Annotated in this window: 16 protein-coding genes; 10 read left to right on the top strand and 6 right to left on the bottom strand. The window is 71.3% G+C overall.

Annotated elements, in window-relative coordinates; genetic code table 11:
- Positions 1-63: 63 nt before the first annotated feature.
- From ASG29_RS11725 to guaB, 3 genes are all read right to left on the bottom strand, one after another.
- Positions 64-567, bottom strand: coding sequence for a tetratricopeptide repeat protein (locus ASG29_RS11725; protein ID WP_156457987.1), 504 nt, complete (start codon positions 565-567; stop codon positions 64-66).
- 33 nt (positions 568-600) lie between these two features.
- Complete coding sequence (locus ASG29_RS11720; protein ID WP_055983998.1) at positions 601-1,752, bottom strand: RsmB/NOP family class I SAM-dependent RNA methyltransferase; 1,152 nt, start codon at positions 1,750-1,752, stop codon at positions 601-603.
- 513 nt (positions 1,753-2,265) lie between these two features.
- The gene (gene guaB, locus ASG29_RS11715) at positions 2,266-3,723 is read right to left on the bottom strand and encodes an IMP dehydrogenase (protein ID WP_055983996.1); all 1,458 of its coding nucleotides are present in this window, start codon (positions 3,721-3,723) and stop codon (positions 2,266-2,268) included.
- A 419-nt stretch (positions 3,724-4,142) separates the two neighbouring features.
- Here guaB and ASG29_RS11710 point away from each other — a divergent pair, with 419 nt between their 5' ends.
- The 8 genes from ASG29_RS11710 to ASG29_RS11675 all read left to right on the top strand — a co-directional run bounded on the left by ASG29_RS11710 (position 4,143) and on the right by ASG29_RS11675 (position 15,131).
- On the top strand, positions 4,143-4,778 hold the full coding sequence (locus ASG29_RS11710) for a phosphoribosylanthranilate isomerase (protein ID WP_055983993.1): 636 nt from the start codon (positions 4,143-4,145) through the stop codon (positions 4,776-4,778).
- A 39-nt stretch (positions 4,779-4,817) separates the two neighbouring features.
- Positions 4,818-6,074: a tryptophan synthase subunit beta gene (gene trpB, locus ASG29_RS11705; protein WP_055983990.1), complete on the top strand. Its 1,257-nt coding sequence runs from the start codon at positions 4,818-4,820 to the stop codon at positions 6,072-6,074.
- A complete protein-coding gene (trpA, locus tag ASG29_RS11700) occupies positions 6,071-6,868 on the top strand; it encodes a tryptophan synthase subunit alpha (protein ID WP_055983987.1) in 798 nt (265 codons plus the stop codon). Before trpB ends, trpA begins: the two co-directional genes overlap by 4 nt.
- Positions 6,865-7,728, top strand: coding sequence for an acetyl-CoA carboxylase, carboxyltransferase subunit beta (gene accD, locus ASG29_RS11695; RefSeq protein WP_055983984.1), 864 nt, complete (start codon positions 6,865-6,867; stop codon positions 7,726-7,728). Before trpA ends, accD begins: the two co-directional genes overlap by 4 nt.
- A 43-nt stretch (positions 7,729-7,771) precedes the next feature.
- Positions 7,772-9,094: a bifunctional folylpolyglutamate synthase/dihydrofolate synthase gene (locus tag ASG29_RS11690; RefSeq protein WP_055983981.1), complete on the top strand. Its 1,323-nt coding sequence runs from the start codon at positions 7,772-7,774 to the stop codon at positions 9,092-9,094.
- Between the two features lie 68 nt (positions 9,095-9,162).
- Positions 9,163-9,609: a DUF6628 family protein gene (locus tag ASG29_RS11685; RefSeq protein ID WP_055985527.1), complete on the top strand. Its 447-nt coding sequence runs from the start codon at positions 9,163-9,165 to the stop codon at positions 9,607-9,609.
- Positions 9,610-9,756: 147 nt separating this feature from the next.
- Positions 9,757-12,264, top strand: a complete 2,508-nt coding sequence (locus tag ASG29_RS11680; protein ID WP_156457986.1) for a TonB-dependent receptor — start codon at positions 9,757-9,759, stop codon at positions 12,262-12,264.
- Between the two features lie 101 nt (positions 12,265-12,365).
- A complete protein-coding gene (locus ASG29_RS11675; RefSeq protein ID WP_200932448.1) occupies positions 12,366-15,131 on the top strand; it encodes a beta-glucosidase in 2,766 nt (921 codons plus the stop codon).
- A 72-nt stretch (positions 15,132-15,203) separates the two neighbouring features.
- Here ASG29_RS11675 and ASG29_RS11670 read toward each other — a convergent pair whose 3' ends face one another.
- Together ASG29_RS11670 and ASG29_RS11665 are read right to left on the bottom strand one after the other, a co-directional pair.
- Positions 15,204-16,535, bottom strand: a complete 1,332-nt coding sequence (locus ASG29_RS11670) for an AmpG family muropeptide MFS transporter (RefSeq protein WP_055983975.1) — start codon at positions 16,533-16,535, stop codon at positions 15,204-15,206.
- 75 nt (positions 16,536-16,610) lie between these two features.
- The gene (locus ASG29_RS11665; RefSeq protein WP_055983972.1) at positions 16,611-17,042 is read right to left on the bottom strand and encodes a response regulator; all 432 of its coding nucleotides are present in this window, start codon (positions 17,040-17,042) and stop codon (positions 16,611-16,613) included.
- Between the two features lie 96 nt (positions 17,043-17,138).
- On the opposite strand from ASG29_RS11665, the gene ASG29_RS11660 reads away from it, so the two are divergent.
- Positions 17,139-18,668, top strand: coding sequence for a pseudouridine synthase (locus tag ASG29_RS11660; RefSeq protein ID WP_055983969.1), 1,530 nt, complete (start codon positions 17,139-17,141; stop codon positions 18,666-18,668).
- Positions 18,665-19,204 carry a 16S rRNA (guanine(966)-N(2))-methyltransferase RsmD gene (rsmD, locus tag ASG29_RS11655; protein ID WP_055983966.1) on the top strand — a complete coding sequence of 180 codons (540 nt, stop codon included), beginning with the start codon at positions 18,665-18,667 and terminating at the stop codon, positions 19,202-19,204. Before ASG29_RS11660 ends, rsmD begins: the two co-directional genes overlap by 4 nt.
- A 3-nt stretch (positions 19,205-19,207) precedes the next feature.
- On the opposite strand, the gene ASG29_RS11650 is transcribed toward rsmD, so the two are convergent.
- The gene (locus ASG29_RS11650) at positions 19,208-20,500 is read right to left on the bottom strand and encodes an MFS transporter (RefSeq protein WP_055985521.1); all 1,293 of its coding nucleotides are present in this window, start codon (positions 20,498-20,500) and stop codon (positions 19,208-19,210) included.
- Positions 20,501-20,816: the final 316 nt, after the last annotated feature.

Below are 20,816 nucleotides of genomic sequence, written 5' to 3'. Positions count from 1 at the left end.
ACCCTTCCCACCCGGCTTCGCCGGGCGGGCCCCTTCCCTCTCCCGATGGGAGAGGGAGATTGCTTAATCCTTCGCGGTCGTGGTCGTGTTCACGCCCACCTGCGCGGTCGTGACCGGGGGGCCCTTCGCGATCGTGGCGGCCAAAGCGGTGGCGGGGGCGCAGGCGGATTTGCACAGCGTCTTCACGCGCGCGAGATTCTCCTTCGCGCGTTCGACCGCGCCCTTGGCGACCATCGCCTCCCCCTGTCCCGCCAGCGCGGCGACATCGTTGGGTTCGAGCAGCAGCGCCTCGCGATACAGGCGGATCGCCTTGCCGGGCAGGCCGCGGCCCTCCGCGATCTCGGCCATCACGATGAACGCCTGCCGGTTGCGCGGATCGACCGCCACGGCGGTTTCCAGCAGGTCGAGCGCGCCGTCGACGTTACCCGCGTCCTTCGCCGCCCTCCCTTGCTGGAGCAGCGACAGCGAGCGCGCATCGATCTGGTCGTCGGGACGCTGCCCGTGGAGCGAGGTGGAGATCGACACCAGCGCCAGCGACGCGGCGACGGCGACGGACGTGAAACGCATGAACGGCTCCAGCTTCGGCACGATGATGCGGGATTAGCATGGCGCACGAAGGCGCGCGACGAAAAATCCGTCGCTGCCGTCGTGCGCGGGCGTGAGGCGGACGCCCGCGCCGTGCGGACGCCCGAGCGGGAGGGCGAGCGGCTCGGCGATCCAGCCGGGATGGCGATCGAGGAAGGTGTCGACCTGCTCCATCCCCTCCGCATCCAGCAGGGAGCATACGATATGGACCAGCGCGCCGCCGGGACGGACATGCATCGCGGCCAGATCGAGCAGGCGCGCCTGCACCCCCACCAATCGGTCGAGCCGTGCGGGCGTGAGCCGCCAGCGCGCCTCCGGATTGCGCCGCCACGTGCCGGTGCCCGAACAGGGCGCGTCGACCAGCACGACGTCCGCCGCGATGTCGACCAGTGCCTCCGCCTCGCGATTGGGATCGAGCAGCAGGGTCTCGACGATCGACACCCCCGCCCGCGACGCGCGCGGCGGGAGGCGCGACAAACGCCCGCGATCGGTATCGCTGGCGATGATCCGCCCCCGTTCGTCCATCATGGCGGCGAGCGCGAGCGTCTTGCCGCCCGCCCCCGCGCACAGGTCCAGGATCGTCATGCCGGGCGCGGCCTGCGCCGCCAGCGTCACCGCCTGGCTGCCCGCGTCCTGCGGCTCGACCTGCGCGCCGTAGGGGGCGAGATCGGTGCCCGCGGGAAGGCGCAGCGCCTGCGGCAGGCCCGCGATCGGCTCCGCGCCGGGAATGTCGGGCGCGGGCGCGGCGGCGACGCGCACGTCGAGCGGGGCGCGGCCGACGAGCGCGGCCTGCTCCGCGTCGTCCAGGCCCGAGGCGGTCAGCCGTTCCGCGAGCCAGCGCGGGAGGATGCCGGTCGCCGCCTTCGCCTCCCCCCGGCCGATCGGGGCGGGGCCGTGCACGCTGCCGTCGAACGTGGCCGCGAGATCGGGGTCGGCGGCGGCGAGCGCCAGCATCGCGGTGCGCCCGTTGGCGGGACGCTCGCCCAGGCTGCGGATGGCGAGATAGACCAGCTCGCGGACCGCGCGGCGATCCTTCGACCCGGCGTAGCGGCGTTGCGCGAAATAGCGCGCGATCAACGTGTCCGCGGCCGCGCCCTCGTCGCGCGCGGCGGCGGTGACGGCATCGAGGAGGTCGATCGCGGCCTGCGTCCGGGCGGCGGGGGTCATGCGCGGAAAGTCACGAAAGGTCGCATGGTCGCGCGGGTGGGCGGGCGCCGGTCGGGACGGGCGCGCGCGGACGCGGGAGGGGGGAGGATCATCATCCGCGCTGCCTTGGCAGATTGCGCGGATGTAGGACAGCGTTGGGTGGGTGTGGGTGGGGCGCGGTGTCGGCGGGGCGTCGTTCGTGGCCTGGGTTCCTGCGTTCGCAGGAACGCGATGCTGCCAGTCTTCTAACGCGGACGCGGTCGCCAGCTTCCTTGTGCTCCCGCGAACGCGGGAGCCCAGACTGGGTCCCCGCCTTCGCGGGGACACAAAGAACGCGGCGTAACGGGCGGGAAGAGCACGAAAACTTCGGGGTGACGGGGGGCTTCGTGGCGGACGTTGTTCCCTCCCACTTCCTCCGTCCTCCCGGCGGAGGCCGGGATCCAGAGCCGGGGAACGCGAGGTTTGCGCCTGACAACCCTGGATCCCGGCCTTCGCCGGGATGACGGAAAGGGAATCGGGATGCCGCCTCCCCCCTCACCGCGTCGGGTAGTTTGGGGCCTCGCGCGTGATCGTGACGTCGTGGACGTGGCTTTCCTTCAGGCCCGCGCCGGTGATGCGGACGAAGCTGGCGCGGTCGCGCAGGTCGCGCAGCGTGGCCGAGCCGGTGTAGCCCATCGCGGCCTTGATGCCGCCGACGAGCTGGTGGATCACCTCGCGCGCCGGGCCCTTGAACGGGACCTGCCCCTCGATCCCCTCGGGCACCAGCTTCATCTGGTCGCGCACCTCGCCCTGGAAATAGCGGTCGGCGGAGCCGCGGCCCATCGCGCCGACGCTTCCCATGCCGCGATAGGATTTGTACGCACGCCCCTGATAAAGGAAGGTTTCCCCCGGCGCCTCTTCCGTCCCCGCCAGCAGCGAGCCGACCATGCAGGTGGAGGCGCCCGCCGCGAGCGCCTTGGCCAGGTCGCCCGACGTGCGCAGGCCGCCGTCGGCGATGACGGGGACGCCGTGGCGGTCGCCCTCCTCCGCGCAGTCCATCACCGCGGTCAGCTGCGGCACGCCGACGCCCGCGACGACGCGGGTGGTGCAGATCGATCCGGGGCCGATCCCGACCTTGATCCCGTCCGCGCCCGCGTCGATCAACGCCTTTGTCGCCGCGGCGGTGGCGACGTTGCCGGCGATGACCTGCACCGAATTGCTGAGCTTCTTCACGCGCTCGACGGCGCGCGCGACATCGGCATTGTGGCCGTGCGCGGTGTCGATGACGATCAGGTCGCATTCGGCGTCGACCAGCGCCTCGGTCCGTTCGAACCCCTTGTCCCCCACGGTCGTCGCGGCGGCGACGCGCAGGCGGCCGGCGGCATCCTTCGTCGCGTCGGGATAGGTCACGGCCTTTTCGATGTCCTTCACCGTCACCAGGCCGACGCAGCGATAGGCGTCGTCGACGACCAGCAATTTCTCGATCCGGCGATGATGGAGCAGGCGGCGCGCCTCCTCCTGCCCCACGCCGGTGCTGACGGTCGCGAGGTTGTCCTTCGTCATCAGCTCCGCGACCGGTTGCCGCGGGTTTTCGGCAAAGCGGACGTCGCGGTTGGTGAGGATGCCGACCAGCTTCCCGTCCGCCTCCACCACCGGGATGCCGCTGATCCGGTTGGCCTTCATCAGCGCCTGCGCGTCGGCGAGCGTCGCGGTGGGGGCGATCGTGATCGGGTTGACGACCATGCCGCTCTCGAACCTTTTCACCTGCCGGACGGCGGCGACCTGCTCCTCCACGGTCAGGTTGCGGTGGAGGACGCCCATGCCGCCCAGCTGCGCCATGACGATCGCCATGTCCGCCTCCGTCACCGTATCCATCGCGGAGGACAGGACGGGGATGTTGAGCGCGATCCCCTTCGTCACGCGGGTGCGCGTGTCGGCGGAGGTCGGCAGCACTTCGGATGCGGCCGGGACCAGCAGCACGTCGTCGAAGGTGAGGCCGAGGCGGATGTCCATGGGATGCCGGTTCCTGTGCGGGGACGGGAGGAAGTGGCGGGCCATGTAACCGCGTTCGGGGGCGGGGGCTAGGTGTGTAAGGCAGGTTCGGTTCACGCGAAGACGCGATGACGCGAAGGTGGTTTGGTTCACGCGGAGGCGCGCAAAAGAAACAGAAGGGGTTTCGCGCAGAGGCGCAGAGGCGCAGAGAGGTGGCGCTTGCCGCGATCTTTCGAGCCGCGCGAGCGGCTCAGCCAGTCGCGAGCGCCGGGCGATCCTGTCTCGCTGACGCGAGACGGGTGATCTGGCACGGCCCCCTCTGCGCCTCTGCGCCTCTGCGCCTCTGCGCGCAAAACCTTCTTCCCCGCGTCTACGCGTGAACCAACCCCTTTGCGTCATCGCGTCTTCGCGCGAACCCCGATCCCGACTAAGGGGCCGGGATGACCGTCACTGCCAAGATATGCGGCCTGTCCACCGCCGACACGCTCGACGCCGCGCTGCGCCATGGGGCGAGCCATGTGGGGTTCGTGTTCTTCCCGCCCTCCCCGCGGCACCTGTCGCCGGCGGCGGCGGCGGGGCTTTCCGCGCGGGTGTCGGGGGCGACGATCGTCGGCGTGTTCGTCGATCCCGACGAGGCGAGCGTCCGCGATGCGGTCGCGGCGGCGGGGCTCGGGGCGATCCAGTTGCATCGGACCGCGCCCGACAAGGTCGCGCGGCTGCGGCAGGTGGCGGGGGTGGAGGCGTGGGCGGCGGTGGCGGTGCGGACGCGCGGCGATCTCGAGTCGGCGGTCGCGTATCGCGGGGCGGCGGACCGGTTGCTGTACGACGCCAAGACGCCCGACGGCGCGGCATTGCCCGGCGGGATGGGGCTGCGGTTCGACTGGGCGTTGCTCGACGGGTTTGACCATCCCCTTCCCTGGGCGCTGTCGGGCGGGCTGGATGCAGGCAATGTCGCGGCGGCGGCGCGGCGGACGGGGGCGTCGCTGGTGGACGTGTCGAGCGGGGTCGAAAACGCGCCCGGCGTCAAGGACGCGGGAAAGATCGCGGCGTTCCTGAAGGCGGTGGAAAAGGCATGAGGTCTTGGCGGGGCAACGCGACCTGCTAAAGCCCGCGGCATGAACGCACCCAATCCGCTCCGCGCGCAGCCCGGCGCCAACAGTTTCCGCGCGCAGCCCGACGAGCGCGGCCATTTCGGCGATTACGGCGGCCGCTACGTCGCCGAGACGCTGATGCCGCTCGTCCTGGAGCTGGAGCGCGAATATCGCGCGGCCAAGCAGGACCCCGCGTTCCAGGCGCAGTTCGACGACCTGCTGGAACATTATGTCGGGCGCCCCAGCCCGCTGTATTACGCGGAGCGGCTGACCGCGGCGCTGCGCGAGGGCGCGGCGGACGGGCATGGCGCGCAGGTGTGGTTCAAGCGCGACGAGCTCAATCACACCGGCGCGCACAAGATCAACAATTGCGTCGGCCAGATCCTGCTGGCGATCCGCATGGGCAAGACGCGGATCATCGCGGAGACGGGCGCGGGGCAGCATGGCGTCGCGACCGCGACGGTCTGCGCGCGCTTCGGCCTGCCGTGCGTGATTTACATGGGCGCCAAGGACGTGGAGCGGCAGGCGCCCAACGTGTTCCGCATGAAGTTGCTGGGTGCGGAGGTGCGCGCGGTGACCAGCGGGGCGAACACGCTGAAGGATGCGATGAACGAGGCGCTGCGCGACTGGGTCGCGAACGTGCACGACACCTTCTACATCATCGGCACCGCCGCCGGACCGCATCCCTATCCGGAACTGGTGCGCGATTTCCAGAGCGTGATCGGGCGCGAGGCGCGCGAACAGATGCTGTCGCGGACGGGCAAGCTGCCCGACCTGCTGGTCGCCGCGATCGGCGGGGGATCGAACGCGATCGGCCTGTTCCATCCGTTCCTGGACGACGCGGACGTGAAGATGCTGGGGGTCGAGGCCGCGGGCGAGGGGCTGGAGGCGAAACATGCCGCGAGCCTGGCGGGCGGATCGCCGGGCGTGCTGCACGGGAACCGGACGTATCTGTTGCAGGACGAGGACGGCCAGATCGCGGAGGCGCATTCGATCTCCGCCGGGCTGGACTATCCGGGGATCGGCCCCGAACATGCGTGGCTGAAGGATATCGGCCGCGTCGAGTATACGTCGGTCACCGACACCGAGGCGCTGGACGCGTTCCAGCTGTTGTGCCGCGTCGAGGGGATCATCCCCGCGCTGGAACCTGCACACGCGATCGCAGCAGTGGCACGCAAGGCACGGGAAATGCGGCACGATCAGGTTATCCTGGCGAATTTGTGCGGGCGCGGGGACAAGGACATCTTCACCGTCGCCGACGCGCTGGGCGTCGCGATATGACGCGATTGTCGGAGGCGTTCGCGCGCGGGCCGGCGCTGGTGTGCTTCGTGACCGCGGGCGATCCGTCGCCCGCGGCGACGCCCGCGATCCTCGACGCGCTGGTCGCGGGCGGGGCGGACGTGATCGAGCTGGGGATGCCGTTCACCGACCCGATGGCGGACGGCCCGGCGATCCAGGAAGCCAATATCCGCAGCCTGGGCGTCGGCACGCGAACCGCCGACATCCTGTCGATCGCGAAGGATTTCCGCGCGCGGCATCCGGCCGTGCCGCTGGTGTTGATGGGATATGGCAACCCGATGCTGCGGCGCGGACCGGAATGGTTCGCGCGGGCGGCGGCGGATGCGGGGGTGGACGGGGTCATCTGCGTCGACGTGCCGCCCGAGGAGGACGACGCGCTGGGGCCCGCATTGCGCGCGGCCGGGATCGATCCGATCCGGCTGGCGACCCCGACGACGGACGCCGCGCGCCTGCCGACGGTGCTGCACGGCGCCAGCGGGTTCCTGTATTACGTGTCGGTCGCGGGCATCACGGGCAAGCAGCAGGCGGTGCAGACGTCGATCGAGGAAGCGGTCGCGCGGCTGAAGGCGGCGACCGACCTGCCCGTCGCGGTCGGTTTCGGCGTGCGCACGCCCGAACAGGCCGCCGCGATCGCACGGGTCGCGGACGGGGTCGTCGTCGGCTCCGCGATCGTGGAGATCGTCGCGGCGCACGGCGCGGATGCACCCGCGCCGGTCGCGGCCTATATCCGCACGCTGAAGGACGCGGTGACGTCCGCAAGGAAGGTATCGGCATGAGCTGGCTCAGCAGCGTCCGCAACGCGCTTTCGGGCATCGTCCCCGGCGCGAAATCGCAGAACCCCGACACCCTGTGGCACAAGTGCAAGGGGTGCGGCACGATGGTGTTCACGAAGGAGCTGGAGGAAAACCTCCACGTCTGCCCGACGTGCGACCATCACGAGCGGATCGGGCCGGGCGAGCGGTTCGCGCAGCTGCTGGACGAGGGATCGGCGGAAGTGCTGGTCCAGCCCAGGAGCACCGAGGATCCGTTGAAGTTCCGCGATTCCAAGCGCTACGCCGACCGGCTGAAGACCGCACGCGCGGACACGGGCGAGCAGGACGCCTTCGTCAACGCCAAGGGAACGATCGACGGCCGCCGCGTGGTCGTCGGCGTGCAGGATTTCGCGTTCATGGGCGGATCGATGGGCCAGGCGGTGGGCGAGGCGTTCATCCAGGGCGTGGAGGCCGCGATCGAGACCCGCGCGCCCTACGTCGTCTTCACCGCCAGCGGCGGTGCGCGGATGCAGGAGGGCATCCTGTCGCTGATGCAGATGCCGCGCAGCACCGTCGCGATCCAGATGCTGCACGATGCGGGCCTGCCGTATGTGGTCGTCCTGACCGACCCGACGTCGGGCGGGGTCATGGCGGCCTATGCCATGCTGGGCGACGTCCATATCGCGGAGCCCAAGGCGACGCTGGCGTTCACCGGGCGACGCGTGATCGAGAGCACGATCCGCGAGAAGCTGCCCGAGGATTTCCAGACCAGCGAATATTATCTGGAGCACGGGATGATCGACATGGTCGTCCACCGCAAGGAGCTGCGCGCGACGCTGGGGACGGTGATCGGCTATCTTTGCGGCGAGCGGGCGGCGGCGTAAGGCGCTCCTTCTTCCCCGCCGGGGAGGATCATTAGGCGATCCCATGCCCGATCACGCATCATCGTCCGATCCCGCGGTGCAGGCGCAGCTCGACCGGTTGTGGGCCTTGTCGCCGGGGGCGGATATCCTCGGCCTCGACCGCATCACGCGGTTGCTGGCGCGCGTGGGCGATCCGCACCTGCGCCTGCCGCCGGTGTTCCACGTCGCGGGGACGAACGGCAAGGGATCGACCTGCGCCTTCCTGCGCGCGGCGCTGGAGGCGGCGGGGCATCGCGTGCACGTCTATACCAGCCCCCATCTGGTCCGCTTCAACGAGCGTATCCGCGTCGCGGGGACGTTGATACCGGACGCGGCGCTGGCGCCGCTGCTGGCGGAGGTGCTGGACGCGGGCGGGGACATCGGCGCCAGTTTCTTCGAGGTGACCACCGCGGCGGCGTTCCTGGCGTTCGCGCGGACGCCGGCGGACGCCTGCGTCATCGAGGTCGGGCTCGGCGGGCGGCTGGACGCGACCAACGTCGTCGTGCCCGTCGTGGCGGGAATCGCGGCGCTGGGGATCGATCATCAGGCGTTCCTGGGCGACACGCTGCCCGGGATCGCGGCGGAGAAGGCGGGGATCGCGAAGGGCGGCGTGCCGCTGGCGACGCTGTCCTACCCCGATGCGATCGCGGCGGTGATCGCGCGGGTCGCGGACGCGGCGGGCGCCCCGCTGATCCGATCGCGGCACGAATGGCGGCATGCCGTCGATGCGGCGGGCGGGGTCGCGTATCGCGATTCACGAGGGGCGATCGACCTGCCCGCGCCGCGGCTGGCGGGGCGGCACCAGGCGGACAATCTGGCGCTGGCGGTGGCGATGATCCGGCATCAGCGCGCGGTGCCCGTGCCCGTGGCCGCGCTGGCGGCCGGAGCGGTCGCGGCGGCCTGGCCCGCGCGGTTGCAGCGGCTGGGCGACGGTCCGCTGACCGCGCTGCTGCCCACGGGTACGCCGGTGTGGCTGGACGGGGGGCACAATGCGTCGGCGGGGACGGCGATCGCGCAGGCGCTGCCCGCGGTGCGGACCGCGGCGGGGCCGCTGGTGATCGTGATGGGGATGCTGGCGAACAAGGACGTCGCGGGTTTCCTGGCGCCGTTCGCGTGCGACGTGGCGGCGGTGGTGGCGGTGCCGGTACCGGGTCACGACCATCATCCGCCCGAGGCGATCGTCGCGGCAGCGGCGGGGCTGGGCATCGCGGAGGGCCTGATCGCCGATTCGGTCGACGGCGCCCTGCCCCTCGTCGCCGCGCGCCATCCCGCCGCCACCGTCCTGATCGCGGGATCGTTGTACCTGGCGGGCGAGGTGCTCGCGGCGAACGGCGAGCCGCCGCGATAGGCTATATTTGCGATTGACTTGCAATAGCGGGTTCGCGACGATGACGGCGAATGACGGAGTCGTCGCCGATGCCCCCTGCCACCGCAACGCTTGCCGCCCTGCCCTACGCCCTGCCGCCGTGCGCGAACGCGCGGACGATCCTGTTCGCGATGCGGCGCATGGGCGCGCACGGCCTCGGCGATGCACGGGCCGCGCATGCGCTGTTCACCGCCTTCGGGGCGTCGTTCCGTCGCCCGCTGACGTTGCTGCGATCGCTGATGGCCGATCTGGCGGCCTCCTCCGCGGTCCCGATCGCGATCGCGCCCTGCTGCTGCGCGCGGATGACGCCGGGCGAACAGGCGCTGCTGACGATCCTCGCCCGCGTGGAGGCCAATCCCGCGCAGGCCGCGCTGCTGCTGGGCGATCTGATCGGGCAGCGCCGGGTCGATGGCGTCCTGGCAAGTGCGGCGGCGGTGGCGATGGCGTTCGCCGACGAGGGGCGGCCGGTGTGCGCGGTGCGCGGCGCAATCGTCTAGGCGCACCCTGCCGCGGCGGGCGCGATGAATCGGGGCGGGCCCTATCCGCCGACAGGGCGCATGTGCCCCCGGACACCCTATCAGGGGACGGACGCTATACCTGCATCGTAAAAATATAGCGAAGTCCGTACTTTGGAGGGGGAACTGATGGCCAAGCGTAAGTATCGCACCGTCGCGCTGGCGTCGTGCGCGCTCGCGGCGTTTGCGGGCGCGGGTCCTGCGGCGGCACAGACGCCGCCGTCGACCGCGGCCGGACCGGTGGCGCCGCCCACCGCGGAGGATCCGGACGGCGGCCTGGCGGATATCGAGGTCACCGCCCGCCGTACCAGCGAGGCGTTGCAGACGACCCCCGTCGCGGTCACCGCCCTGGGCAACGAGGCGCTGGAGACGAAGCAGATCGCCGCGGTCGCCGACCTGGGCCGCGCGACGCCGTCGCTTTCGGTCGGCAGCGGCGGCGTGGGTCCGTCCACGATCATCTTGCTGGCCATCCGCGGACAGGCCCAGAACGCCCCCAATTCGTTCGCCGACGCCGCGGTCGGGATCTACGTCGACGGCGTCTACGTCGCCCGGCCCGCGATCGGGAACCTCGGCTTCCTGGACATGGGGAGCGCCGAGGTGCTGCGCGGTCCGCAGGGTACGTTGTTCGGTCGCAACACCACCGGTGGTGCGCTGAACCTGACGACGGCGCGGCCGACCGACGTCCTGGAAGGCTATGTCAGGGGCGGGATCGGCAATTACGACCAGCGCGTGATCGAAGGCGTGCTGAACGTGCCGCTTTCCGACACGCTGGCGGCCCGTTTCGCGGGACGGTACGACGAACAGGAGGGATATTTCCCGAACGAATATCTCGGCCGGCGGCAAGGCAGCGTGAACGGCAGCTATTTCGCCCGCGGATCGATCAGCTGGAAGCCGACGGACCTGCCGGTCACGCTGACGGTCATTGGCGACCACATGGATTACAGGGACAACGGCAATCCGACCGCCGTGGCCGCGATCAATCCGGCCAGCCCGCTCGCGGCCTTCTACGGCATCTCGCAAGGGGTCCAGTCCGGCACGATCCCGGGCGGCACCCCGATCCCGCTGGGTCCCGGATTCTCGGTTCCGGCCAGCACGTTCGCCAACTTCGCGCGCGGCGGACCGCGCCCGCTGACCGACTTCATCAACCCGCAGTTTCCCGGATCGACCGCCGACCGCGACTGGCGGTACAGCTACCAGGCGCCGCGCACCGGCTTCTCGTTCATCGACGACCTGGGCTCGTTCACCACGGCCTCCTCGCTGACGGCGAACCTGGTCGTGGACCTCGGCGGAGTGACGGTCACGTCGATCACGGGGTATCGCCAGTCCGAATCGGGCCAGAGCATCGACCTGACCGGTACGCCGACCGGCGCGGGCGCGTTCGCCGCGCGATCGGACCAGCATCAGTTCAGCGAGGAGATCCAGCTGTCGGGCCGTGTCGGCGCGCTGGACTGGGTCACGGGGGTCAATTATTTCCGCGAGGCGGGCATGGAGGAGTCGCGCGCCGCCATCTTCTACGACACGCCGATCGCCAATTTCGCGAGCCCCGCGGGCGATTTCGAGGCGCGGTCGATCGGCGTGTTCAGCCAGCTGAACTATCGCGTCACCGACCGCCTGCGCGTGACCGGGGGGCTTCGCTACACCTGGGACAAGAGGGTCATCGACCGCCACAGCGTCCAGGACTTCCGCGCCGCCGATCCGATCTGCGCCGTGGGCGCGAACGCGGGTCGCCCCGCCAGCGCCGCACCGTGCGAGGACCGCCAGGTGGCCAATTTCAGCTATCCGGCCTGGCTGGCCAGCGTCGACTACCGGATCTCGCCCGACGTCTTCGTCTACGCCAAGACCAGCGGCGCCTCGATGTCGGGCGGCTTCAACGTCGCGCCGGTCCCGCGGCCGTTCAACGCCGCGTTCGAGCCCGAGGATGTCCGCGACGTGGAGCTGGGGTTCAAGGGCGAGTTCCTGAACCGGAAGGTCCGCATCAACGTAGCCGCGTTCCGCGCGTGGCAGTCGAACGTGCAGCGCGGCATCAGCGCGACGTTCGTCGACGACCAGGGCCGCACGCAGCTGACGGGATTCGGATCGAATTCGGGCAACGTGAATACGCGCGGCGTGGAGGTCGAGGGCGCGGTGGTCCCGTGGCGCGGCATGACGATCGACGGCAGCGCCGCCTATCTCCACGCCCGCTACGCGAAGGGGAGCCGGTTCGAGAACCAGCTCGTCGGCGGCACCGTCGTCAGCGTGGACCGGTCGGGCGAGCCGATCACGCAGGCACCGGAATGGACCGCGGGCCTCGGCGCGACGCAGGAATTCGACCTGGCCCCCGGCAAGCTGCGGCTCCACCTCGACTATGCCTATATCTCGGGCCGGTATTTCATCTTCGCCACGACCGGGGATCCGGCGCAGGCAGAAGCGGTGGCGATCGGCAACCGCGCGTCGTTCATCAAGGGCTACGGCCTGGTCAACGGCCAGGTCAGCTTCACGCTGCGCGATCCCGACGTCGAACTGGCGTTGTGGGGCAAGAACATGACCGGGACCAAGTGGTTCACCAACGTCTTCGACAGCTACAACGGCCTGGGCGCCACGGTGCAGTTCCAGGGCGCGCCGTCGACCTACGGCGCGACCGCGACGTTCCGCTTCTAGCCGGACGGCAGCGCGGCGCCGCGGGCACCGGCCCCGCGGCGCCGTCCGCGGTCGTGCCGCGGGAAGCAACAATCCGGTGACATGACAAAGGCGTTCGTTCGATGACCGTTTTCAGCCGCATATCGCGCCATGCCCGGACCGGGGCGAGCCTGCTGGTGCTGGGCGCCGTGGCGCTGGCGCCGTCCGCCACGCGGGCGCAGGCGGTCGCGGAACCCGCCCGTCCGGCGGCGCCGTCGCCGTCGGTCCCGGACGGGCGGGCGACCGCGGAGGCGGGTACCGGCCCGCGGGTGGCGGCCCTCCTCGCGCAGATGACGCTGGCGGAGAAGCTGGCCATGATCCGCGGCGGGGTCGAACCCGCCGCCACCTATCAGGGACAGGCGGGCTATATCGCGGGCGTGCCCCGGCTCGGCATCCCGCCGCTTCGCCTGGCGGACGGACCGCCGGGGGTCCTGACCCGGCTGCCGTCCCACGCCCCGACCGCGCCCATGGGACTGGCGGCGACGTTCAGCCGCAGCGACGCGCGCGACAACGGCACCGTGATCGCGCGCGAGGCCCGGTCGCTGGGCATCGACGTCGTCCTACAGCCGTTCATCAACATCAGCCGCGATTTCGCCTTTCTGCGCTCCTACAACATGTACGGGGAGGACCCGTTGCTGGTCGGCGAGATCGGCGCGGCGGTGATCCGCGGCGTGCAGGCCGAAGGCGTGATGGCGCAGGCGAAGCATTTCATCGGCTACGACAGCGCCAGCTTCAACGTCTTCATCGACCAGCAGTCGCTGCACGAGATCGACCTTGCGCCGTTCGACGCCGCGGTGAAGGCGGGCGTCGCGTCGATCATGTGTTCGTACAACAAGGTCAACGGCGAGAACGGGTGCGGGAACAAGACTCTCCTGACCGACGTCCTGCGCGGCGAGCTGGGTTTCCGCGGCTTCGTGACGTCGGACTGGGGCGGGGTGCACGCCCCCACCTACATCAGCGCCGGGCTGGACATGGAGATGCCGGGGCAGCTGGCGGAGGACAGCTTCCTGAAGGGGCTGATGTTCTCCTTCTTCGATCCGGCGCCCGCGAAGCCGCTCGCGACATTCGCGCTGCCGCTCGATTTCGTTCCGCCCGTCTTTCCGGAGGAAGGCGCGCCGATCCCCGTGGACATGAGCGGCGTGGGATCGTTGCGCGACCCCCTCGTCACCTTCGGCGACCAGATCGCGGCGGGCACGCTGGACGAGGCCGCGATCACGCGCGCGGCGGGACGGGTCCTGTCCGCCTACGAGCGGTTCGGCTATCTCGACACCCCGCCGTCGCACGCGATCAAGCCGCGCGACGTCGCGGCCAATGCGGCGATCATCCGGCGCACCGCCGGGGATGCCGCCGTCCTGCTGAAGAACGAGGGCGGCATCCTGCCGCTGCGGCGCGCGGACCTCGCCGCGCTGGCGATGATCGGGCCCGGCGCGGGACAGGTCGTCGCGGTCGGCCCCGCGAACGAACGGTCCACCGGGCTGGTCGAGCGCCAGGTCGGGCCGCTGGAAGCGATGCGGACGCAGGCGCCGGACGCCCGCATCGCCTATGCGGTCGCGTCCGACATGACGGGTGTCCCGATCCCCGCGTCGATGCTGAGCCACGACGGGAAGCCGGGGCTGCGCTCGACCGGCGCGGACGGCCGGACGCGGATCGATCCGATCGTGGATTTCACGAAGGCCGCGGGCCGGTCGATGCCCGCGAACCAGCAGCGTACCTGGACAGGCACCCTGACCGTGCCGTCGGCCGGCCGCTATTACCTGTACCTGCACCTGCTGGGTGCGACCGGCGCGCTGTCGATCGACGGCAAGAAGGTGGGCACCGCGGACGGGCTGATCGGCGCGCTTCACGGCGATACCGTCCTGCCGGGCAAGGACGGCCTGATGCCGACGGTGGACGGGCTGGACAATCTGCGGATGCTGGTCGAGCTGTCGGCGGGGCCGCACAGCCTGACGTTGGAGACGCGCGGGGACACGTCCGGCTCGCCGGCGCAGGTGCGGCTGGCCTGGTCCACCCCCGACCAGCGTCGGCGCGATCACGATGCGGCCGTCGCCGCGGCGAAAAAGGCGCGCACGGCGGTCGTCTTCGTCTGGCATCGCTACGCGCCGTTCTTCGCCCTGCCCGGCGAGCAGGACAGGCTGGTCGCCGACATCGCGGCGGTCAATCCCAACACCGTCGTCGTCATGAACACCAGCCAGCCCGTGGCGATGCCGTGGCTGAAGGACGTCAAGGCGGTCGTGCAGATGTGGTGGCCCGGCGACGAGGGGGGATGGGCCACCGCCGACGTGTTGCTGGGCAAGACGAACCCGGCGGGGCGCCTGCCCTTCACCTGGGCCAGGAAGCCGACCGACTATGCCGACAACGACCCGCGTCATCCCGAACGGTCGGGCAAGGGCGTCGACGGCAGGACCGTGTTCACCGAAGGGGTCCATGTCGGCTATCGCTGGTTCGATCGCGCGCGGATCGCCCCGCTGTTCCCGTTCGGTTTCGGGCTGAGCTACACCCGGTTCGGCTATGACGGCCTGACCGCGGCCGCCGCGCCCGACGGCGGCATCGACGTCGGCGTGACGATCACGAACGAGGGGACGGTAGACGGCGACGAGGTGCCGCAGGTCTATCTCGGCCCGCCGGGCGTGCGCCCCGCCGGGGCGGACTTTCCCGCGCGAAAGCTGGTGGCGTTCGATCGCGTCCGTCTGGCCGCGGGGGAGAAGCGGGTCGTCCGCCTCCACGTCGAGCCGCGACAGCTGCACTATTGGTCGACCGCCCAGAAGAAATGGATGTTGCCCGAGGGCGGGCGGACGATCGGCGTCGGGGCGTCGTCGCGCGACGTGCGGGTCGAGACGCGGATCGACTGAGGCGACCCCGGCACGGGCGGCGGCGGCGCCCGCCGCCCCGGCGGTCGCGTCGCGACCATCGTCAGGCGCGGATCACGCCGCCTCCCCCGCGCGCGCGTCGCCCGGTCCATCAGTGCCCGCGGTGCCGACCGACCGGTCGACCAGGCCGCTGCGTGCCATCCACCAGAACATCAGGACGCCCGGCACCGCGATCGCGGTGGTGAGGATGTAGAAGTTCACGAACCCCATATCCTCCACCATCGCGCCCGCGGTCGTGCCCGTGACGATCCGGCCCACCACGCTGGCCGCCGCCGAGATCAGCGCATATTGCGCGGCGGTGAAGCGCAGGTCGCACAAGGCGGAGAAATAGGCGACGATCGTGACGCCGCCGATGCCCGAGGCGATGTTCTCGAACAGCATCGCGCCCGCGAGGCCCGCGTTGCTATGCCCACCCGCGGCGAGCGCGGCGAAGGCGGCGTTGGACACCCCCATCAGCACGAGGCTGAGCAGCACCGACCGCTTCAGCCCCAGCCGGGCGTAGAGCCAGCCCCCGACGAAGATGCCGATGAGGTACGCCCAGAAGCCGATGCCGACGTCGTACACCGCGATCTCGTCATTGGTGAATTGCAGGTCGTCCAGCAGCAGGCGCAGGACGAGCTGGCTGAGCGTATCCCCGATCTTGTGGATCAGGATGAAGATCAGCACGATGCCCGCGCCGGGGCGCCGGAAGAATTCGGTGAAGGGGCGCCACACCGCCGCCAGCGCCTGCCCCATCCCGCGCCGCGCCGCGGGTGCGCGGCGGCGCGCCGGTTCCCCGATCACCAGCGCCGCGACCATCGCGGGCAACGCCAGGAGCGCGCACGACAGATATGCCGCCGCCCAGCCGTAGCGCGCGGCGACGACCAGCGCGAGGCTGGCCGCGCCCGCCGATCCGATGCGCCAGCCGTACTGGTTCATGCCCGATCCGACGCCCAGCTGGCGCGGCTCCAGGATCTCGATCCGATAGGCGTCGATGACGATGTCGAACGTGGCGCCCGCGATGCCCACCAGCACCGCGGCCGTCGCGGTCGCCGCGATGCTGCGCAGCGGATCGGCGAAGGCGAGGTTCGCGACCGCGGCGATCACCAGCACGCCGACCAGCAGCATCCACGACACGCGCTGTCCCATCCGGCCGATGACCGGCAGGCGGACGCCGTCGACCAGCCAGGCCCACAGGAACTTCAGGTTGTAGACCAGGAAGGCGAGGCTGAACGCCGTCACCGTCTTCTTGTCGATCCCGTCCTGCGCCAGCCGCGTCGTCAGCGTCGCTGCGATCATGGCGAAGGGGAAGCCCGACGACACGCCCAGCGCGAAGGCGGCCAGCGGTGCGCGCTCCACATAGGGGCGCACGCCGTCGATCCACGTCCTGTCGCTGCCCGTCGTCATCCGTCGTCCGCTCCCCGATTGACCGGGCAGCCTAGCGGGAAATCGGCGGCAGGTAAGCCCCGACCGCGCGGACGGTCAGGCGGCGTCGCCGAAGAGGCGGAACCCCTCGGGCAGGCGGCCGCGCCGCTTGCCGGTCACCACCGCCTCCACCGCGCCGATCGCGGCGATCAGCGCGCGTTGCGTATAGGGCTTGTCGAGGCAGCCGATGACGAGCGCCTCCGCCTCCTGCGGGCAATGGCCGGTGACGAACATGACGGGAATGCCGCGTTCCAGCGCGGCGCGCGCGACGTCCATTCCGTTTCCGTCGGCCAGCGCCACGTCCGCGAGGATCAGGTCGATCTCCCGCCCGTCGACGATCATCGCCACCGCATCGGTGACGCGATCGACCGTGGCGACGATCTCATACCCCTGATCGGTCAGCAGATGTTCGTTGTCGAACGCCACGAGGGGTTCGTCCTCCACGAGCAGGAGGCGTGCGAGCGTCGGCTTCTTCTTCGCGAACAGCATGCCGTCCCCCGGTCGTTTCGCAGGCATAACGCCGCCCCGCCCGTTCGGTCGCAAATTTTTCCGCAGGCCGGGACGGTTATGCGGTAATACGCCGCGATGCCCCCCGCCCCTCAACAGCCCCCCCGCCCCCAGCACCGCATCGCCAAGCTTCTGGCCCGCGCGGGCGTCGCTTCCCGCCGGGAGGTGGAGCGGATGATCGCGGAGGGGCGCGTGGCGAAGGACGGCGTGGTGCTGGATACGCCGGCCACCCTGCTGCCGTCGCTGCACGGCGTGACGGTGGACGGGGAGGAGGTGGCGGCGCCGTCGCCCGCCCGCCTGTTCCTGTTCCACAAGCCGGCGGGCGTGCTGACCGCGGAGCGTGATTTCAGCGGGCGGCCGACGATCTACGACCGGTTGCCCAAGGACCTGCCGCGGCTGGTGCCCGTCGGGCGGCTGGACCTGAATACCGAGGGCCTGCTGCTGATGACCACGGACGGGGGGCTCAAGCGCCAGCTGGAACTGCCCGCCACGGGGATCGAGCGCAGCTATCGCGCCCGCGCCTACGGCCCGGTGACGCAGGCGCAGCTGGAGGAGCTGATCGAGGGCGTGGAGATCGAGGGCGTCCGCTACGGTTCGATCAACGCCAACCTGGAACGGCGCACCGGCGCGAACGTGTGGATCGAGATGATCCTGACCGAGGGGAAGAACCGCGAGGTCCGTCGCGTGCTCGAACATCTCGGCCTGCGCGTCGGGCGGCTGATCCGCACGCGCTACGGCCCGTTCGTCCTGGGCGACCTGCCCCCGGGCGAGGTCGGGGAAGTACGCGCGGCGGACCTGGCCGGGTTCCGCCAGACGCTGGCGAAGCAGGGCGCGCAGGCGGCGAGCCGGGCAGAGCCGGTGGGCGTGTCCGGCAGCGCGCGGGCGGCGCCCCGGGCGCGCCCGGCGCCGACGGCCCCCGCGGTCGAGCCCGAGCGCCCGTCCGCGCGGCCCGCGCGCCCGGTCCGCCCGTCCGGCAACGCCCGCCGCCCGGCCGCGCCCGAGGCCGCCGATCGCGCCACGCCGCAACGGCCCGGTCGCGCCGATCCGGTCCGCGCGGGCCGATCCGACCGCGGCGCACCGGCGCGTCAGGACCGGGCGGGACCGGGCGCCGCCGATCGGCCCGCGCGCGCGTTCGCACCGCGCACCGGCGCCTCCGACAGCGGGCGGAGCGGGCGGCCCGATCGCGGCGCACCGTCCGGCGACCGGCCGATGCGCGCCTTTGCACCGCGTCCCGGCGATGCGGATACCGGACGCGGCGGTCGAGCGGATCGCGCGGCGCCGCAGCGTTTCGGCCGGGGCGACGCGGGGGCGACCGATCGACCCGCACGCGCCTTCTCCCCCCGCGCCGCGACCAGCGGCGGCGATCGGCCGGACCGCGCGTCGCCCCACCGCCCCGGTCGCGGCGACGGCGGACCGGCGGAACGGCCGTCGCGCCAGTTCGCCGCGCGATCCGGCGGCGGCGACCCCGATCGTCGCGTTCCGCCGCGCGGGGCCAAGCCGGAACCCGTCGCGGAACAGCCCGCCAAGCGTCCTGCGCGCGCCAAGCGGCAGGCAGGCTGGGCAGTGGCGAAGCCCAAGTCGGGCCCGACGCGCAAGGGCAGGAAATGAGGATCGTCGCGGGGCAATGGCGGGGCCGCCCGCTGGCCGCGCCGAAGGGCGATGCCACGCGCCCGACGGCGGACCGCACGCGCGAGGCGTTGTTCTCGATGCTGGTCAGCCGGGTCGGCAGCTTCGACGGGCTGGCGGTGGCGGACCTGTTCGCCGGGTCGGGCGCGCTGGGGCTGGAGGCGCTGTCGCGTGGGGCGGCATCATGCCTGTTCGTGGAACAGGACGGCGCGGCGCTCGATTCGCTGCGCGCCAATGTCGCGACGCTGAAGGCGACGGGGGCGGAGGTGCGCGCGGGGTCGGTGCTGGCACTGGGGCCCGCGCGGGCGGCGCTGGACCTGGTCATGATGGACCCGCCGTATGAATCGGGGGCGGGCGTGGTGGCGGCGGAGAAGCTGGCGCGGCTGGGCTGGATCGGCGCGCAGACGTGGGTGACGGTGGAGACGAAGCGCGACGAACCGGTCGCGCCGTCGGGCTTCACGGTGGAGGCGGAGCGGGTATACGGCCGGGCGCGGGTGACGCTGCTGCGGCTGGGGTGAGGATTACGGCCCCTCGACCGGCACCGGATCGACCGACGCGCGCGGGTGCATCGCGATCAGCGCGCCGAGGCTGAGCAGCGACAGGACCGCCAGATAGGCGCCGACCGGCAGCAGGCCGCCGCGCTCCGCCAGCGCCTGCGCCACGACGGGGGTCAGCCCGCCGCCGATGATCCCCGCCATGTTGAACGCCAGGCTGACCCCCGTGTAGCGGACGCGCGCCGGGTAGAGCGACGGCAGCCACGCGCCGAGCGGGCCGTAGACGAAGCCCATCACGAACAAGGCGAAGGCGAGGCTGGCGAACATCGGCGCCACCGCGCCCGATCCCAGGCCGGGCGCGAGCAGGAAGCCCGCCACGACCGCCCCGACGCAGCCCCATTTCAGCACGTTGGCGGGCGAGGTGCGGTCGGCCCAGATGCCCGACAGCACGATGCCGACCGCCATGAACAGGATCGCGCCCAATTGCATCGACAGCATCACCTGCCGGTCGACGCCCAACGTCGTCGTGGCGTAGCCCAACGCAAAGGCGGTCGCGAGGTAATAGACCGCGAAGCAGGCGACCGCCCCGAAGGTCCCGCCCAGCGCGCGGCGCCAGTGGTGGCGCAGCAGTTCCCCCATCGGCACCGCGGGCGGCGGCCCTTCCTCCAGCACGCGCGCGAAGGCGGGGGTTTCGGATATCTTCAGCCGCACCCACAGGCCCAGGCCGACGAGGACCACCGACAGCAGGAACGGCACGCGCCAGCCCCATGCCATGAACTGGTCCGGCGTCATAACGATGCCGAGGACGAGGAACAGCCCGTTGGCGGCGAGGAACCCCACCGGCGCGCCGAGTTGCGGCACCATGCCGTAGCGCCCGCGCCAGCCCGGCGGCGCGTTCTCCACCGCCAGCAACGCCGCCCCGCCCCATTCGCCGCCAAGGCCGAACCCCTGCCCGAAGCGCAGCACGCACAGCAGGACCGGTGCCCATACGCCCGCGGTGGCATAGGTCGGCAGGAACGCGATCAGCAGCGTCGACGCGCCCATCAGCATCAGGCTGGCCACCAAGGTCGACTTGCGGCCGATGCGGTCGCCGTAATGGCCGAACACCCACGCGCCGACGGGCCGCGCGAAGAACGCGACGGCGAGGCTGGCATAGGAGGCGAGCAGCGCGGTGGACGGATTCTCGGCCGGGAAGAACAAGGGGCCGAACACGAGGCTGGCGGCGGTGGCGTAGATGTAGAAGTCGTAGAATTCGACCGACGTGCCCACGAGGCTGGCAAGCAGGATGCGGCGATGCGACGCGGGGACGGCAGCGGTCATGCGCGCCTCATCCACCGCAACGGGCGCGGGCGTCAACGGGCAAACATTGCACGGTCGTCACGAAATACTGGCAGCGCGACACAATTGCGCAACATCCCGCCCCTATATGGGGATGGTCGGCGCCCCTTCCCCCCTGAATGCGCCGACCGGTCGGGTGTGCTCCCCAGCATCCCGGCCACTTCCCTGAACTACGGGGCGGTCCTTTCGGGCCGCCCCGATTTTTTTGGGTCGGGCGTGGTGGGGGTGCCGGTCGACCGTGTGCGCGGTGCGGAACCGAAACCGACATCCCACGCCGTCATGCCGGGCTCGTCCCGGC

The organism is Sphingomonas sp. Leaf412, from assembly GCF_001425405.1.
GTDB lineage: Bacteria > Pseudomonadota > Alphaproteobacteria > Sphingomonadales > Sphingomonadaceae > Sphingomonas.
This window is presented reverse-complemented; position numbering and strand designations above follow the sequence as displayed.